Genomic DNA, 15,103 nt, shown 5'->3' with positions numbered 1-15,103 from the left:
CTGCTGTAGCAGGGGCGAAGCCCGGTTCGTCGCGTCAGGATCAGTAGTAGTGGGGGTACGGCGACCAGTCGGGATCGCGCTTCTCCAGGAAGGCGTCGCGACCCTCGATCGCTTCGTCGGTCATGTAGGCCAGGCGCGTGGCCTCGCCCGCGAACAACTGCTGGCCGACGAGTCCGTCGTCCTGCAGATTGAAGGCGTACTTGAGCATGCGCTGCGCCTGCGGCGACTTGCCGTTGATCTTCTGCGCCCACTCCAGCGCGACGTTCTCGAGCTCGTCGTGGTCGACGACCTTGTTGACCGCACCCATGTGGTGCATCTCCTCGGCCGTGTAGGTGTCGCCGAGGAAGAAGATCTCCCGCGCGAACTTCTGGCCGACCATCTTGGCGAGGTAGGCGCTGCCGTAGCCACCGTCGAAGCTGCCCACGTCGGCGTCGGTCTGCTTGAAGCGGGCGTGCTCGCGGGAGGCGAGCGTCAGGTCGCACGTGACGTGCAGGCTGTGCCCGCCACCGGCGGCCCAGCCGTTGACCAGAGCGATGACGACCTTCGGCATGAACCGGATCAGCCGCTGGACCTCGAGGATGTGCAGTCGGCCGGCGCGGGCCTTGTCGACGGTGTCGGCCGTCTCGCCGCTCGCGTACTGGTAGCCGCTGCGGCCCCGGATCCGCTGGTCGCCGCCGGAGCAGAACGCCCATCCGCCGTCCTTCGGGCTCGGGCCGTTGCCCGTGAGCAGCACGACGCCGACGTCGGAGGTGGTCCGCGCGTGGTCGAGCACGCGGTAGAGCTCGTCGACGGTGTGCGGACGGAAGGCGTTGCGCACCTCGGGACGGTCGAACGCGACGCGGACCGTGCCCTGCGTGACGTGTCGGTGATAGGTGATGTCGGTGAGGTTCTCGAACCCGGGTACCGGGCGCCACAATTCTGGATCGAAGGTCACCTCGTCACCATAAAGGGCCGGGCATCGCGACGACGTGCGCCGCCGCCCGATAACGTGCACAACCATGAGCGAGCAGACCGATCCCCGCGACGACTACGAACACCACGGTGGATTCCCGGTCTACGAACCGGTGAAGGCGGGGCCGAACTACGGACGCTTCGTCGAGACCTTCCGGCGTCTGCAGGATCTGATGGTCTCCACGAACCCACCGGACGAGGTCGTCGACCGCGCGATCGAGCAGACCGAGGCCCTGGTCGATCTGCTCGCCGAGCACGCCGTGCCCGAGGGCCGCTCGCCCGCCGGCTTCAACGTGGACCTGCCCGGACGCGGCAGTGCGCTGCTGCTGCCGTGGACGATCGAGAAGTACGGACCGGACGGTGTCCGTGAACGCGGCGTCTTCCGCCGCTACCACCTCGGAGGCAACGGGGCCGCGCACGGCGGCACGTTGCCGCTGCTGTTCGACGACCTGTTCGGCATGGTCATCCACGCCAACGGCCGGCCGATCGCCCGCACTGCCTATCTCCACGTCAACTACCGCAGGATCACCCCGATCGAGACCGAACTCGTCGTCGACGGCTGGGTCGACCGCGTGGACGGTCGCAAGGCCTTCTGCAAGGCCGAACTGCGCGATGTCGACGGCAACCTCCTCGCCGACTGCGAGGCGCTGATGGTCCAGTTGCTGCCGGGCCAGCCGTGACCTCCCTACCCCTCCCGTCCGCGGACGAGCTGCTCGACGGGGCGGTCGTCGTCTCGATGCCCATGCGCGTCCGGTTCCGCGGCATCACCGAACGCGAGGTGCTGCTGCTGCGCGGACCCGCCGGGTGGGGCGAGTTCGGGCCGTTCCCCGAATACGGTGACGACGAGGCGGCGCACTGGTTGCAGTCGGCGATCGAATCCGCCTGGCAGGGCCATCCGGCTCCGCGCCGCTCCCGGATCGCTGTCAACGCGACCGTGCCCGCCATCGGCCCGGAGCGCGTCCCCGAGGTGCTCGCCCGGTTCCCCGGCGCGCGCACCGCGAAGGTGAAGGTCGCCGAGCCGGGCCAGGATCTCGCGCAGGATGTCGCTCGTGTCCGGGCCGTGCGCGAGCACGTGCCCAACGTCCGGATCGACGCGAACGGCGGCTGGAGCGTGGACGAGGCCGTCCGTGCGCTCACGGCACTCACCGCCGACGGTCCGCTCGAATACGCCGAGCAGCCGTGCGCGACCGTCCCCGAACTCGTCGAGGTGCGCCGGCGACTGCCCGGGGTGCGCATCGCGGCGGACGAGAGCATCCGCCGCGCCGAGGATCCCCTGCGGGTCGTGCGGGCCGGGGGAGCGGATGTCGCCATCGTGAAGGTCGCGCCGCTCGGCGGGGTCCGACGCCTCGTCGCGCTCGCCGACGAACTCGCCGGACACGGCGTCGAGGTGGTCGTCTCGAGCGCTCTCGACTCGGCGGTGGGAATCGCCACCGGTCTCGCGGCGGCCGCTGCCCTGCCCGACCTCCCGTACGCCTGCGGGCTGGGCACGGGTGGCTTCTTCGAAGCCGACGTCGCGCCGGCTCTGCACATGTCCGACGGAGCGCTCGACGTCGTCGCGGTCGAGCCCGAACCCGAGCGGCTCGATGCGCTGCGGGCCGATCCCGATCGAGTCGAGTGGTGGTGCGAACGGGTGCGTCGGTGCCGTACGGTGCTCGCCGGACGCGGACTGTGACGACCTCGCCGGACGCGGACTGTGACGGCACGGAATCGTCGTATATCGTTCCCCGCGTCCCAACGGTCACAAGTGTCACATCTACGGAGGCAGTGAAAGTGGTTGCAGCTCTGGGCGATGCCCTCCTCGGCGCCGACAAGTTCCCGGCGGTCAAGGCAGACGTCGAAGCCCTGATCGATGCTGAGGTGTCGGACAAGAAGGGTGCGTCCGGTCTCGCCCTCAAGGGTGGCTACGCAGCAGTGAAGAAGGTCGGCCCGGGCATCGTGCCGGGTGCCGTCGAAGGTCTGCTGCCCGAATTCGTCGAGAAGCTCCAGCCGTTCTGGGTGGAGTACGCAGGCAACGGTTCGTTCTCGGACTTCCTGGTCGCCCGCGGCGAGGTCGTCGCCGACGCTCTTCTCGGGGTGACCGACGAGCGCATCGCCGGCACGTCGAAGTCCGGCGTCAAGAAGGTCTACGACTCGCTGCGCCCCTCGGCCAAGAAGCACGTCGTCGAGGCCCTGCCGCGCCTGGGTGATCTCATCCAGAAGCACGCCGGCTGAGCCGACACCAGCGACATCCGGACGTCGCGGTCCCGAACCGGTTCGCCGGTCGGTACCGCGACGTTCGTCGTTCCGGGGAAGATTCGGACCGTCAGTAGACGGGCTCGCCGTACTTCCAATATCCGATGAAGGTCACCGCCGACCGGTCCCAGCCGCACTCGCGCACGAGATGACGGCGCACACCGGTCGCGAGCGACGACTCGCCCGCGACGAACGCGTGGGTGGAATCCGACGACGGGGTCGCCTCCCGAACCGCATCGACGACGAGACTGCCCGGTACCGCCTCGGCATCGGTCCTGATCACCGGATGAACCCGCACGTTCTCTCCCGTCGGCAGGTCCTGGGCGGTGAGGTCGTCGGGGTGCGGAACCTCGACGAAGACCTCGACGGACGCGAGCGGATCGAGGGCGAGGATCGAGTCGAGGATGCCGGCCACGGCGGGCACGGCGCTCTCGTCACCGACGAGCAGCCACGACCGCGCCTCGTCGAGAGGGAGGTTGCTGATGCCCTCGTCGAGGATGCCGATCTCGTCGCCGGGCTGTGCCCGCTCCGCCCATGCCGAGGCCGGGCCCAGATCGCCGTGCGACGCGAAATCGATCTCGATCTCGGAAGTCGGGCCGAACAGCCCGGTTCCCGCAGGTCGCACGCGGCGGAACGTGTAGTTCCGCAGCACGGGCCGCCGCTCCTCGGGGAGCTCTTGATATTCGGGCCACCAACGGTCGTCCGTCGCCCCGGGGAGGGTCAGTTCCTGCTGCTCCGGGGTGGGGAAGAACATGCGGAACCAATGGTCGAAGCCCATCGGTGCGATCGAGTCGACGTCGTCGCCGCTCACGGTGATGCGCACGAAGGTCGGGCTGATGCGTTCGGCGGCGAGTACCTGCGCGCGCACCATCCGCCGCGACCCGGGCTTGAGATAGGGGTTGCGCCGTGCGGTTCCGGTGCTCTTCGCCATGCGGCCCTCCGAGGTTGCTCGGATGCCATCACTGACGACGTGCAGCATCCCGACGATCGTTCAGCGGAGCCTAACCTGTGTTCTCACCCGGGAGTGCCGGGCCGCTCCAGTCTCCGCACCGCGGGCGTCAGGCCCCATTCCGTCCGCCCCAACCGGCTCACCGCGCCGAGCGCCGCGAAATCCGGGGCACCGTCCTCCGCCAGCACCTCGGGGTCGACCGTCACCGCGAGGACGTCGCCCATCACGACGAACGAGTCGCCGATCTCGATCACTCGATGCAGCCGGCACTCGATCGAGGCGGGTGCCTCCGCGACCCGCGGGGGCCGCACCCGCTCGCTCGGCTCGGCGTGCAGACCCACCTCCGTGAACTCGTCGGTGTCGTGCGGGAACGCCGCCGACGAGGCGTTGACCTTCTCCATCAACGGCACGGTCGCGATGTTGATCACGAACTCGCCCGTCTGCTCGATGTTCCGCAGGCTGTCCTTGCGGCCCACGGACGTGAACTGCACGACCGGCGGGGCCGTACTCGCCACCGTGAAGAAGCTGTACGGAGCGAGATTGAACACACCGTCCTCGGCCTCGGTCGACACCCATGCGATCGGTCTCGGCACGATTGTCGCGGTGAGAAGGCGGTAGAAGCGGCCGGGACTCGACTCGGCGGGATCGAAGACTGTGCGCACGGCCTCCATTCTGACCACACCTGGACCCGGCCACACTTCCGGCGCAATTACCCTGGACTCCGTGAATCCGTCCACTGCCCAGGCCACTGCTGTCGTCGACGAACTCGCCCGGGGCGGTGTTCGGGACGTCGTGCTGTGCCCGGGCTCGCGCAACGCGCCGCTCGCCTTCGCGCTCCAGGCCGCCGACAACGCAGGACGTCTGCGCCTGCACATGCGTATCGACGAGCGCACCGCCGGATTCCTCGCGATCGGCCTGGCCCTCGCCTCGGGTCGTCCCGTCCCGGTCGTCATGACCTCCGGGACCGCCGTGGCCAACCTCGCACCGGCCGTGCTCGAGGCGAACTACGCCCGCGTCCCATTGGTCGTGCTCAGCGCCAATCGCCCCTACGAACTGCTCGGATCCGGCGCGAACCAGACCGTCGAACAGCTCGGAATGTTCGGCACCCAGGTACGCGCGACCATCAGCCTCGGACTCGCCGAAGGCACCGAACAGAACAGCCAGTGGCGTTCGGCGGTCTCCCGAGTGCTCGCCGCCTCCCGCGGAACCCGCTCCGGCAACGCCGGCCCGGTCCACTTCGATATCCCGCTGCGCGAACCGCTCGTGCCCGAGCTCGACGCGAAGGGACCGGTGCCCGAGGGGCGTCCCGACGGCAAGGCCTGGACCACCACGGTGAACGCCACCCTCGACGTCCCGCTCGAGATCGATCTGACCCCCGACACGATCGTCGTCTCCGGTCACGGTTCCGCTCACCGCCCCGAGCTGTCCGGGCTGCCGACCGTCGCCGAACCCACCGCACCGCTGCACGGCATCCCGGTGCATCCGATGGCGCTGCCGCACCTGAAGCCGCGCCAGGCGATCATCACCGGCCGGCCCACGCTGCATCGGCCGGTGTCGAACCTGCTCGCCGACCCCGCCGTCACCGTCTACGCGCTGACCACCGGGCCGCGCTGGCCCGACGTCTCGGGCAACGTCATCGCCACCGGCACCCGCGCCGTGGTGTCGGGAGCACCCGACGAGGCGTGGCTCGAACGATGCCGCCAGCTCTCGGCGCACACCGACAAGGCCGTGCGCGCCCAGCTCGACGGGCATCCGAAGGCCACCGGACTGCACGTCGCCGCGGTGGTGACGGATTCACTGAAGCCCGGCGACCAGCTGCTGCTCGGGGCGTCGAACCCGGTGCGCGACGCGGCGCTCGTGAGCTACCCGAAGCCGGACGTGAAGGTGCTGTCCAACCGCGGTGTCGCCGGGATCGACGGCACGGTCTCCACCGCCGTCGGTGCCGCACTCGCCTACGAGCAGGGACGGACCGTCGCGCTGCTCGGCGACCTGACCTTCCTGCACGACGCGTCGGGCCTGCTCATCGGACCGTCGGAGCCGCGTCCGCAGAACCTCACCATCGTCGTCGCGAACGACGACGGCGGCGGAATCTTCGAATTGCTCGAACAGGGCGACCCGCAGTACGCAGGTGTCTTCGAGCGTGTATTCGGCACGCCGCACGGCATGGACCTCGCGGCACTGTGCGCGGCCTACCGCGTCCCGCACGAGCGGGTGGATCTGCAGGGCCTCGCGCTGGCGCTCGCGGACGACACGGTGCCGCCCGCAGGCATCCGTGTGGTCGAGGTCACCACGGATCGGGCCGGCTTGCGCGAACTGCACGCGGCGGTGCGGGCGCAGCTGTGAGCGGACCCGAGCGCGCGCGGCGCGCGGTTCTCATCGTCGCGGCGGCGATCTCCGCCCTCGCGGTGATCCTGTTCCTCGGCGCTCTCCGCAACGACCTCACCATCCGCTCCGACACGGGTACGGCCGTCGCCGAGGTGCTCTCGGCCGGATCCCTCCGGTCCGCGGTGAGTTTCGTCACTCCTGACGGTGTGACGCACAATCCGGAGCTCGGCGTTCTGTACCCGACGGGGCTGACCACCGGGCAGCGGATCGCCGTCGAGTACGCCCGGAGTGATCCCGATCTCGTTCGTGTGACCGGTCGCGACGCCCGTGTCGCCCTGATCCCGACCGGATCGGTGATCGTCGTCACATGGTTGATCGCCACGCCGGTGCTGATCTGGCTGCGGCGGAGGGCGACCGCCGCACCCGCTGTCGCTCCCGACGTGAAGGATCGACAGCTGCAGGTGTGACGAACGAAACGTTCGTCGCGACTTCGTCCATCGGTCACCGAGCTCGCACCTGCTCGACTCGCAGGCTCGCCACGCTGTCGGCGTGCGAGTAGCCATCGTCGCGGAATCCTTCCTCCCGAACGTCAACGGCGTCACCAACTCGGTGCTCCGCGTCCTCGAGCACCTCGACCGCACCGGACACGACGCGTTGGTCGTCGCACCCGACACGGTCGCAGGCAGGCCACCCGCTCCGTCCGACCATCACGGGACACCCGTCCACCGCGTACCGGCGGTGCGCGTACCGAGGATCAGCTCCCTCCCGGTGGGCGTGCCCGGCCCGGAACTCCTTCCGGTGCTGCGCACTTTCGCGCCGGATGTGGTGCACCTCGCGTCCCCGTTCGTGCTCGGTGCCGGCGGTCTCGCCGCCGCGGGACGCCTCGACATTCCGACGGTCGCGATCTATCAGACGGACGTGGCCGGATTCGCCTCCAGCTACGGGCTCGGCCTCGCCGCGCGTGCGTCCTGGCGGTGGACTCGGCGCCTGCACCGCGGCTGCGATCTCACCCTCGCTCCCTCGACCTCCGCCGTGGACGACCTCGTGGCCCACGGCATCCCGCGCGTGCGGCGCTGGTCGCGGGGCGTCGACACCGACCGCTTCGCGCCGTCCCGGCGGGACGAGGACCTGCGCTCCTGCTGGTCGCCGGACGGCCGTCCGATCGTCGGTTTCGTGGGACGCCTCGCGCCCGAGAAGCACGTCGAGCGGCTCGCGATCCTCGCCCACGACCCGCGGCTGCAGCTCGTCGTCGTCGGCGACGGTCCCGAACGGTCGCGGCTCGAACGTCAGCTGCCGTCGGCCGTGTTCACCGGGCAGCTGGGGGGCGAGGAACTGGCCCGCGCCCACGCGAGCCTCGACGTCTTCGTCCATCCCGGCGAACACGAGACCTTCTGCCAGGCCGTGCAGGAAGCCCTGGCGAGCGGGGTCCCGGCGATCGTGCCGGACGCGGGCGGACCACGCGACCTCGTCGCCCACTGCCGCAACGGTTACCGCTTGCCGGTGGACCGCTTCGTCGAATTGCTGCCCCGAGCCGTCGATGCGCTGCTCGCTCCTGGGGTCCGGGACGAGTTCGGTGGTGCGGCACGCAGTGGAGTGCTCGGCCGCACCTGGCCCGTGCTGTGCGACGAGTTGTTCGCCCATTACCGGCGGGGGCAGGGGCTTCCCGCGCACGCGCTCCGCCGCGCCGCATGAGCGCCGGCGTCCACTAGGGGAGCGGGTAACGTTTCGGCCGTGGCAACAACTCACGGATCACGCGCGTCGCTCGACAAGGACCCGCGTGAGGTCGCGTCCATGTTCGACGGGGTCGCTGCACGCTACGACCTGACCAACACCGTCCTGTCGTTCGGGCAGGACCGCGGGTGGCGTCGCGCGACCCGTGCGGCTCTCGACCTGAAGCCCGGCGAGCGGGTGCTCGACCTGGCCGCCGGCACCGGGGTCTCCACCGTCGAACTCGGACGGTCCGGCGCGTGGGTCGTCGCCACCGACTTCTCCAAGGGCATGCTGCACGCCGGTGAGTTCCGCAACGTCCCGATGGTCGCAGGCGACGCGATGAAACTGCCGTTCGCCGACGCGGTCTTCGACGCCGCGACCATCTCCTTCGGCCTGCGCAACGTCGCCGACCCGGACGAGGGACTGCGCGAGATCGCCCGGGTGGTCAAGCCGGGTGGACGCCTCGTGGTGTGCGAGTTCTCCACACCCGTGCGGGAACCGCTACGCACCGTCTACATGGAGTACCTGATGCGGACGCTGCCGCGGGTCGCGCGGGCGGTCAGCAGCAATCCCGACGCCTACGTCTACCTCGCCGAATCGATCCGGGCCTGGCCCGATCAAGAGCAGCTCGCCCGGCGCATCGAGGCCGCGGGCTGGAGCGACGTGAAGTGGCGCAATCTCACCGGGGGCATCACCGCCCTGCACCGCGCGGTACGCAAGTAGCCGGGCGCATCGGCACCGCGCGGTACGCAAGTAGCCGGGCGCATCGGCACCGCGCGGTACGCAAATTGCCGCGCGGCGCTGTATCGGCGCTCAGGCGAAGAGGGGCTGACGGTCCCAGCGCATCGAGAGATGACCGCTCGTCCGCCACACCCGGGCCACGAAGTCGGCGTCCTCGTCGGTGACGAGATTGCCCATCACCCGCACCGCGACCGACATCATCGTCCGCGACCGCATCGCGATCGGGCCGGTCGCCGGCAGGAACTTCGGGATCGTGAGCAGGCTCGCGAGGCGACGCGCGGTGGAGAACGCCCGGCCGTAGTGGGAGCGCAGCGTCGCCGGCCACAGGTCGGTGAGGTCGTCGGAGTCGAGCAGCCCGGCGAGCAACCGACCGCCTTCGAGTCCGTAGTCGATGCCCTCGCCGTTGAGCGGATTGACGCACGCCGCGGCGTCGCCGATCAGCGCCCAGTTCCTGCCCGCGACCCCCGACACGGCTCCGCCCATGGGCAGCAGCGCCGACGCCACACGCGTCACCTCGCCGAGTTCCCATTCCGTGCGGCGCTGCCGCGCGTAGAGGTCGATGAGATGCCGCAGCGATCCACTCGCCGGTCGCGAGGCGGTCGCGAGGGTCCCCACTCCCAGGTTCACCTCGCCGGTGCCGAGCGGGAACACCCAGCCGTAGCCCGGCTGGACGGCCCCCGCGTCGTCGCGCAGTTCGAGGTGCGAGGTGATCCACGGATCGTCGCTGCGCGGGGAGGTGGCGTAGGCCCGCGCGGCCACGCCGTAGGTGGTGTCGCGGTGCCAGCGACGACCGAGCACCTTGCCGAGGGGAGAACGCACCCCGTCGGCGACGATCACCGTGCGGCAGCGGACGGTCCGCGGTCCGTCGGCGGTGCGGAAGATCACGGCCGAGACCCGGTCGCCGTCGCGTTCGACGTCGACGGCCTTCGTTCCGTCCACGGCGCGGGCACCCGAGTCGAGCGCGGCCTGCCGGATCCGGGCGTCGAGTTCGGTGCGCGGCACGGCGCTGCCCACGACCGGGAACGACGAGTCGGGCCAGGGGAGTTCGAAGCGGCCACCGAAGCCCTCGAGACGCAGACCGCGGTTGACGGTGCGGGTGCGCAGCCAGTCGCCGAGGCCGAGTTCGTCGAGTTCGGCGACGGCACGCGGGGTCAATCCGTCACCGCAGGTCTTGTCGCGAGGGAAGGTCGCGGCATCGACGAGCAACACCTCGCGACCGGCGCGGGCAGCCCACGCGGCGGCGGCGGAACCGGCTGGACCGGCACCGACGACGAGAACATCGGTACTGTCGGGAACGCAGGACTGGGATTGCCGCGGATCTCGCGCGGAGTGTTCGGCCACCACCGCTCCATCTTCTCAGGCCGCGATCGGCCGCCTCGACGAGGTGGATCGGGGAACGAACGGCTAGGTTCACTACGGTGAAGTCGAGGCGACAGAACAGGATGGGTACGTCATCGTGAGCACTGAGGGGGCGGCTCGGACCGCTGGTTCGGCCGATGCGGCGCCGAGCACCGTCGTGGCCGGTGTGGAACTCGGCGATCCGGTCCTCGCCGCGACAGTCGGGGACGGCCTCGCGAGCGTCGAGAAACTCCTGGTCGAGGAACTGTCCGACGGTGAGGACTTCCTGACGGAGGCCGCACTGCACCTTGCGAAGGCGGGTGGCAAGCGGTTCCGGCCGCTGTTCACTATCCTCACCGCGCAGCTCGGGCCGAAGCCCACCGATCCCGCCGTGGTGACGGCGGCGACCGTCGTCGAGCTCGTGCACCTCGCGACGCTCTATCACGACGACGTGATGGACGAGGCGACGATGCGTCGCGGCGCCCCGAGCGCCAACGTGCGCTGGGGCAACAGCGTCGCGATCCTCGCCGGCGACTATCTGTTCGCGCACGCCTCGCGGTTGGTGTCGACGCTGGGTCCGTCGGCCGTGCAGATCATCGCGGAGACGTTCGCCGAGCTGGTCACCGGTCAGATGCGCGAAACCATCGGTGTGCGTACCAACGACGACCCGGTCGAGCACTACCTGCGGGTGATCTGGGAGAAGACCGGTTCGCTGATCGCCGCCAGCGGTCGCTTCGGCGGTACGTTCTCGGGCGCTGATCCGGAACATGTAGAGCGTCTCGAACGGCTCGGCGACGCCGTCGGCACCGCTTTCCAGATCGTCGACGACATCATCGACATCGCGTCCGACACCACGGAGTCGGGCAAGACCCCCGGAACCGATCTCCGCGAGGGTGTGTACACCCTGCCGGTGCTCTACGCGCTGCGGGAGACCGGACCGGAGGCGGATCGTCTGCGTGAACTGCTCGTCGGTCCCATCGAGGACGAAGCACACGTCGCGGAGGCGCTCGAACTGCTCGTCCGCTCGCCGGGGATGGATGCGGCGAAGGCGACTCTCGCGACCTACGCCGCCCGCGCTCACGCCGAACTCGATGCCCTGCCGCAGGGGTCGGCGAACGAGGCGTTGCGTCGCCTCGTGGACTTCACCGTCGCCCGCGTCGGCTGACGGACCGTCGTGTCGTCCCGCCCCGGTCGGGGCGGGAACCGCGCCGTTCGCTCGTTCGTTGGACGAATGAGTGGGAAATCGTGGTGCGGAAGGGGTGCGACGTGCACGGATACTCGAACCGTCTCAAGACGGCCGGTCTGTTGATCGGAATGTCCGCGCTGATCGTGTTCGTCGGAGCGTTGTTCGGCAATTCGACGATCCTGCTGATATCGATCGTGCTCGCCGTCGGCATGAACGGCTACGCGTACTTCAACAGCGACAAGCTCGCCCTGCGGGCGATGCACGCCCAGCCGGTCACCGAGGTGCAGGCACCGGCGATGTACCGGATCGTGCGTGAACTCGCGACCGCGGCGCACCAGCCCATGCCGCGGCTCTACATCAGCCCCACCAACGCCCCCAACGCGTTCGCCACGGGTCGTAACCCGCGAAACGCCGCCGTGTGCTGCACGACGGGCATCCTGGAGATCCTGAACGAACGGGAACTGCGCGCGGTGCTCGGCCACGAACTCGCCCACGTCTACAACCGCGACATCCTCATCTCGTCGGTCGCCGGTGCGATGGCTGCCGTCATCTCGGGCCTGGCGAACTTCGCGTTCTTCGCCTCGGCCTTCGGCAACCGGGAGGGTGGCGCGAACCCACTGGCGCTGCTGCTGGTTTCCCTGCTCGGCCCCATCGCGGCGTCGGTCGTCAAACTCGCTGTGTCGAGGTCGCGCGAGTACCAGGCCGACCAGTCCGGTGCCGAGCTCACCGGCGACCCGCTGGCCCTCGCGTCGGCGCTGCGCAAGCTCGCTCTCGGCACGCAGGCCGCGCCGCTGCCACCCGAACCGAAACTCGCGGCCCAGTCGCACCTGATGATCGCCAACCCGTTCCGGGCGGGCGACAAGATGAGCCGGCTGTTCTCGACGCACCCGCCGATGGCCGACCGCATCGAACGGCTCGAGCGCATGGCCGGGATCCGCTGACCGGACGGCACCCCACAGACGAAATCCCAGACGACTCCGCCCGCGACGACGGTCGCGGGCGGAGTCGTAGGAGAGGGCGTCGTCGGCAGTGGTCGACGTACTAGCGGTAGTTGACGAACTGCAGGGCGATGTCGAGGTCGGCGTTCTTGAGCAGCGAGATGACGGCCTGCAGGTCGTCGCGCTTCTTGCTGCTCACGCGCAGCTCTTCGCCCTGGATCTGCGCCTTGACGCCCTTCGGGCCCTCGTCACGGATGAGCTTGGAGATCTTCTTGGCATTCTCCTGGCTGATGCCCTGCACCAGCGTGCCGGTGATCTTGTAGACCTTGCCGGACTGCGTCGGCTCGCCGGCGTCGAAGGACTTGAGGGACAGGTCGCGGCGGATCAGCTTCTCCTTGAAGACCTCGAGCGCGGCGAGCGCGCGGTCCTCGGTCTCGGCCGAGATCGTGATGGCCTCGTCGCCCGACCACTCGATGTGCGCCCCGGTGTTCCGGAAATCGAAGCGGTTGGCGATCTCCTTCGCCGCCTGGTTCAGCGCGTTGTCCACTTCCTGGCGGTCGACCTTGCTCACCACATCGAACGACGAATCAGCCACGTCTCACTCCACTTCGGGGTCGGTCTGTAAGGGTTCTGTCCACCCGACGCTATCGGGTCGCGCGGAGCTGTGACCACTCGGTTTGCGTTTGGGGGGGGTATGCGTTGTATTCTTCCAAACGCATCGAGGACGCGGTCCCGATCGCACCCCGGCAGGTTGCCCGAGCGGCCAATGGGAGCGGACTGTAAATCCGTCGGCTTACGCCTACGTAGGTTCGAATCCTACACCTGCCACCGGAACGGCCCCGGTTCTTCGGAACCGGGGCTGTTCTGCATTCCCGGGCCCTTCGGTGCGGGCTCCGGAGTGTGGGTCCTGCTCTCCCCGAGGTTCCGGGCGGCTCGGCACGCGGTGCCGTTCCGCCTCGCGCCCGATGCCTCCCGCCGGCCCGCCGCGCGCGTATGTGTGGGCACGGGTGGGTGCGGGTGGGCAGAGCTCGGAGAGGAGCGGCGTTTATGCGCCTCTACCAGCGGATTTTGCACCAGGACCGAGTGTGTGTAATCTTTTGGAGGCCGCAGCGAGCAGAGATGCTCCGGAGGCCACGCCCCCTTAGCTCAGTCGGCAGAGCGTTTCCATGGTAAGGAAAAGGTCGACGGTTCGATTCCGTCAGGGGGCTCGCTGGATTGAGGTGCCGCCTTCGTAGCGACACTCGGCACCGAGGCGGTGTAGCTCAGTTGGTAGAGCAAACGACTCATAATCGTTGCGTCGCCGGTTCAAGTCCGGTCACCGCTACCAAAAGTTCATTGATCCACCCTGATCGATACTGATCGGATTGACGCGAAAGAAGGCATCCCGTGGCCTCCTCTACTGACGTTCGGCCGAAGATCACCTTGGCCTGCGAGGTGTGCAAGCACCGCAACTACATCACGAAGAAGAACCGTCGCAACGACCCCGACCGGCTCGAGCTGAAGAAGTTCTGCCCGAACTGCGGTACGCACCAGTCGCACCGCGAGTCCAAGTAGCCGGTCGCAACGACGTCGACGCATAAGGTCTCCGCAATACCGACCGTGCCAGTTGGCGTCGTCGGAATTGCGGAGGTTTTGCGTATGACGAACATACTCGAGAACCAGGAATCGGTGGACGCGACCGAACAGGCCGGGATCCCGTTCGATGCCGCCGCGCACGCCAAGTCCATGGTCGGTCACCACTACCGGGTGGGCGACTACTACGAGGTCGGTCGCGAGAAGATCCGCGAGTACGCCCGTGCCGTGCGCGATTCGCATCCGGCCCATCACGACGACGACGCAGCCCGGGGGCTGGGATATGACGGAGTGATCGCGCCGCTGACCTTCGTCTCGATCGTCGGCATGATCGCGCAGCGCAAGCTGTTCGAAGAGGTCGTCACCGGCTACGACCTGAGCCAGATCATGCAGACCGACCAGCGGATGGTCTACCACCGCCCGATCCAGGCCGGCGACAGGCTGTTCTGCGACGTCTACCTCGACGATTTCCGGCAAGTTGCCGGCAGCGACATCATCACCACCAAGAACGTGATCACGGATCAGTACGACAATCTCGTGCTCACCTCCTGGACGACGCTCGTCGCCCGTTCCGGTGGCGAGGTCGACGACAACATCGCGCACGCGGTCAAGGATGTGGTGATGCACAGTGACACTCCGTAGCTTCGCGGATGTCGCGGTAGGGGACGAGCTTCCGTCGAAGGTCGTCACGCTCACGCGCGGAAATCTGGTCAACTATGCAGGTGTGTCGGGTGATCCCAACCCGATCCACTGGAGCGACAAGGTGGCCGAACTGGCCGGCTTGCGCGACGTCGTCGGGCACGGCATGCTCTCGATGGGCATCGCGGCCGGCTTCGTCACGGAGTGGCTGGGAGACCCCGGCGCGGTGACCGAATACAATGTTCGGTTCACCAGTCCGGTATATGTGGAGGCCGACAAGGCCGCCGAGATCGAGTTCACCGGCAAGATCAAGTCGGTGGACGCGGAGAGCAAGACAGCAGTGGTCGCTATCGTGGCGAAGTCCGACGGTCGTAAGATCTTCGGTCGCGCCACGGCAACGGTCCGTTTGGCCTGACGGCCGAGCGGATTGGGTTTGTCCCGGGGCAATGCAGTACACTTAGGCTTCTGGGATCGCATAGCAGCGCGCTGCTCTACGAAGGCCGTAACGGCCCGACGGGGTAG

General features: G+C 68.7%; 17 protein-coding genes and 3 tRNA genes. 15 read left to right on the top strand and 5 right to left on the bottom strand.

From position 1 onward, the window contains the following. Positions 1-40 precede the first annotated feature (40 nt). Entirely contained in the window at positions 41-934 is an 894-nt protein-coding gene (locus IM25_RS01045) for a 1,4-dihydroxy-2-naphthoyl-CoA synthase (RefSeq protein WP_016694321.1), read from the bottom strand. 64 nt (positions 935-998) lie between these two features. Between IM25_RS01045 and IM25_RS01040 the strand changes: the two genes are divergently transcribed. The 3 genes from IM25_RS01040 to IM25_RS01030 all read left to right on the top strand — a co-directional run bounded on the left by IM25_RS01040 (position 999) and on the right by IM25_RS01030 (position 3,162). Beyond that, positions 999-1,631: a PaaI family thioesterase gene (locus tag IM25_RS01040; RefSeq protein ID WP_016694320.1), complete on the top strand. Its 633-nt coding sequence runs from the start codon at positions 999-1,001 to the stop codon at positions 1,629-1,631. Further along, positions 1,628-2,623: an o-succinylbenzoate synthase gene (locus tag IM25_RS01035; protein WP_019291219.1), complete on the top strand. Its 996-nt coding sequence runs from the start codon at positions 1,628-1,630 to the stop codon at positions 2,621-2,623. Before IM25_RS01040 ends, IM25_RS01035 begins: the two co-directional genes overlap by 4 nt. A gap of 98 nt (positions 2,624-2,721) precedes the next feature. Then, the gene (locus tag IM25_RS01030; RefSeq protein WP_033096107.1) at positions 2,722-3,162 is read left to right on the top strand and encodes a DUF6918 family protein; all 441 of its coding nucleotides are present in this window, start codon (positions 2,722-2,724) and stop codon (positions 3,160-3,162) included. A gap of 91 nt (positions 3,163-3,253) precedes the next feature. Here the strand turns inward: IM25_RS01030 and IM25_RS01025 are convergent, their stop codons facing one another. Then, on the bottom strand, positions 3,254-4,114 hold the full coding sequence (locus IM25_RS01025; protein ID WP_033096351.1) for a siderophore-interacting protein: 861 nt from the start codon (positions 4,112-4,114) through the stop codon (positions 3,254-3,256). 83 nt (positions 4,115-4,197) lie between these two features. After that, a complete protein-coding gene (locus IM25_RS01020; RefSeq protein ID WP_033096106.1) occupies positions 4,198-4,803 on the bottom strand; it encodes a flavin reductase family protein in 606 nt (201 codons plus the stop codon). A 52-nt stretch (positions 4,804-4,855) separates the two neighbouring features. Here IM25_RS01020 and menD point away from each other — a divergent pair, with 52 nt between their 5' ends. The 4 genes from menD (at position 4,856) to IM25_RS01000 (ending at position 8,890) form a co-directional block, all read left to right on the top strand. Continuing rightward, positions 4,856-6,475 carry a 2-succinyl-5-enolpyruvyl-6-hydroxy-3-cyclohexene-1-carboxylic-acid synthase gene (menD, locus tag IM25_RS01015; RefSeq protein ID WP_019291223.1) on the top strand — a complete coding sequence of 540 codons (1,620 nt, stop codon included), beginning with the start codon at positions 4,856-4,858 and terminating at the stop codon, positions 6,473-6,475. Beyond that, on the top strand, positions 6,472-6,924 hold the full coding sequence (locus IM25_RS01010) for a DUF3592 domain-containing protein (RefSeq protein WP_019291224.1): 453 nt from the start codon (positions 6,472-6,474) through the stop codon (positions 6,922-6,924). The genes menD and IM25_RS01010 overlap by 4 nt, the downstream gene beginning before the upstream one ends. Positions 6,925-7,006: 82 nt before the next feature. Next, positions 7,007-8,149 carry a glycosyltransferase family 4 protein gene (locus IM25_RS01005; RefSeq protein WP_065995657.1) on the top strand — a complete coding sequence of 381 codons (1,143 nt, stop codon included), beginning with the start codon at positions 7,007-7,009 and terminating at the stop codon, positions 8,147-8,149. 39 nt (positions 8,150-8,188) lie between these two features. Next, positions 8,189-8,890, top strand: a complete 702-nt coding sequence (locus IM25_RS01000; protein ID WP_071935515.1) for a demethylmenaquinone methyltransferase — start codon at positions 8,189-8,191, stop codon at positions 8,888-8,890. A 90-nt stretch (positions 8,891-8,980) separates the two neighbouring features. Here the strand turns inward: IM25_RS01000 and IM25_RS00995 are convergent, their stop codons facing one another. Next, positions 8,981-10,252, bottom strand: a complete 1,272-nt coding sequence (locus IM25_RS00995) for a geranylgeranyl reductase family protein (protein WP_050993579.1) — start codon at positions 10,250-10,252, stop codon at positions 8,981-8,983. A 112-nt stretch (positions 10,253-10,364) separates the two neighbouring features. Here IM25_RS00995 and IM25_RS00990 point away from each other — a divergent pair, with 112 nt between their 5' ends. Together IM25_RS00990 and htpX are read left to right on the top strand one after the other, a co-directional pair. After that, complete coding sequence (locus IM25_RS00990; RefSeq protein ID WP_006552298.1) at positions 10,365-11,411, top strand: polyprenyl synthetase family protein; 1,047 nt, start codon at positions 10,365-10,367, stop codon at positions 11,409-11,411. 101 nt (positions 11,412-11,512) lie between these two features. Beyond that, on the top strand, positions 11,513-12,373 hold the full coding sequence (htpX, locus tag IM25_RS00985) for a zinc metalloprotease HtpX (RefSeq protein ID WP_024101689.1): 861 nt from the start codon (positions 11,513-11,515) through the stop codon (positions 12,371-12,373). A gap of 100 nt (positions 12,374-12,473) precedes the next feature. Here the strand turns inward: htpX and IM25_RS00980 are convergent, their stop codons facing one another. Further along, positions 12,474-12,965 (bottom strand): YajQ family cyclic di-GMP-binding protein, encoded by a 492-nt coding sequence (locus IM25_RS00980; RefSeq protein WP_006552295.1) that lies wholly within the window; start codon positions 12,963-12,965, stop codon positions 12,474-12,476. Between the two features lie 150 nt (positions 12,966-13,115). On the opposite strand from IM25_RS00980, the gene IM25_RS00975 reads away from it, so the two are divergent. The 6 genes from IM25_RS00975 (at position 13,116) to hadB (ending at position 14,996) form a co-directional block, all read left to right on the top strand. Beyond that, positions 13,116-13,198, top strand: a tRNA-Tyr gene (locus tag IM25_RS00975). Between the two features lie 307 nt (positions 13,199-13,505). Then, positions 13,506-13,578 (top strand) — tRNA-Thr (locus tag IM25_RS00970). A 43-nt stretch (positions 13,579-13,621) separates the two neighbouring features. Further along, positions 13,622-13,697, top strand: a tRNA-Met gene (locus IM25_RS00965). 59 nt (positions 13,698-13,756) lie between these two features. Beyond that, the gene (rpmG, locus tag IM25_RS00960; RefSeq protein WP_003941903.1) at positions 13,757-13,924 is read left to right on the top strand and encodes a 50S ribosomal protein L33; all 168 of its coding nucleotides are present in this window, start codon (positions 13,757-13,759) and stop codon (positions 13,922-13,924) included. A gap of 84 nt (positions 13,925-14,008) precedes the next feature. Next, the gene (hadA, locus tag IM25_RS00955) at positions 14,009-14,584 is read left to right on the top strand and encodes a (3R)-hydroxyacyl-ACP dehydratase subunit HadA (RefSeq protein WP_033096105.1); all 576 of its coding nucleotides are present in this window, start codon (positions 14,009-14,011) and stop codon (positions 14,582-14,584) included. Next, positions 14,571-14,996, top strand: coding sequence for a (3R)-hydroxyacyl-ACP dehydratase subunit HadB (gene hadB, locus IM25_RS00950; RefSeq protein ID WP_019291230.1), 426 nt, complete (start codon positions 14,571-14,573; stop codon positions 14,994-14,996). The genes hadA and hadB overlap by 14 nt, the downstream gene beginning before the upstream one ends. The last annotated feature ends 107 nt before the right edge of the window (positions 14,997-15,103 follow it).

Origin of the sequence: Rhodococcus sp. p52 (assembly GCF_000763325.2) — a bacterium.
In the GTDB taxonomy this organism is placed as follows: Bacteria; Actinomycetota; Actinomycetes; order Mycobacteriales; family Mycobacteriaceae; genus Rhodococcus; species Rhodococcus pyridinivorans.
This window is presented reverse-complemented; position numbering and strand designations above follow the sequence as displayed.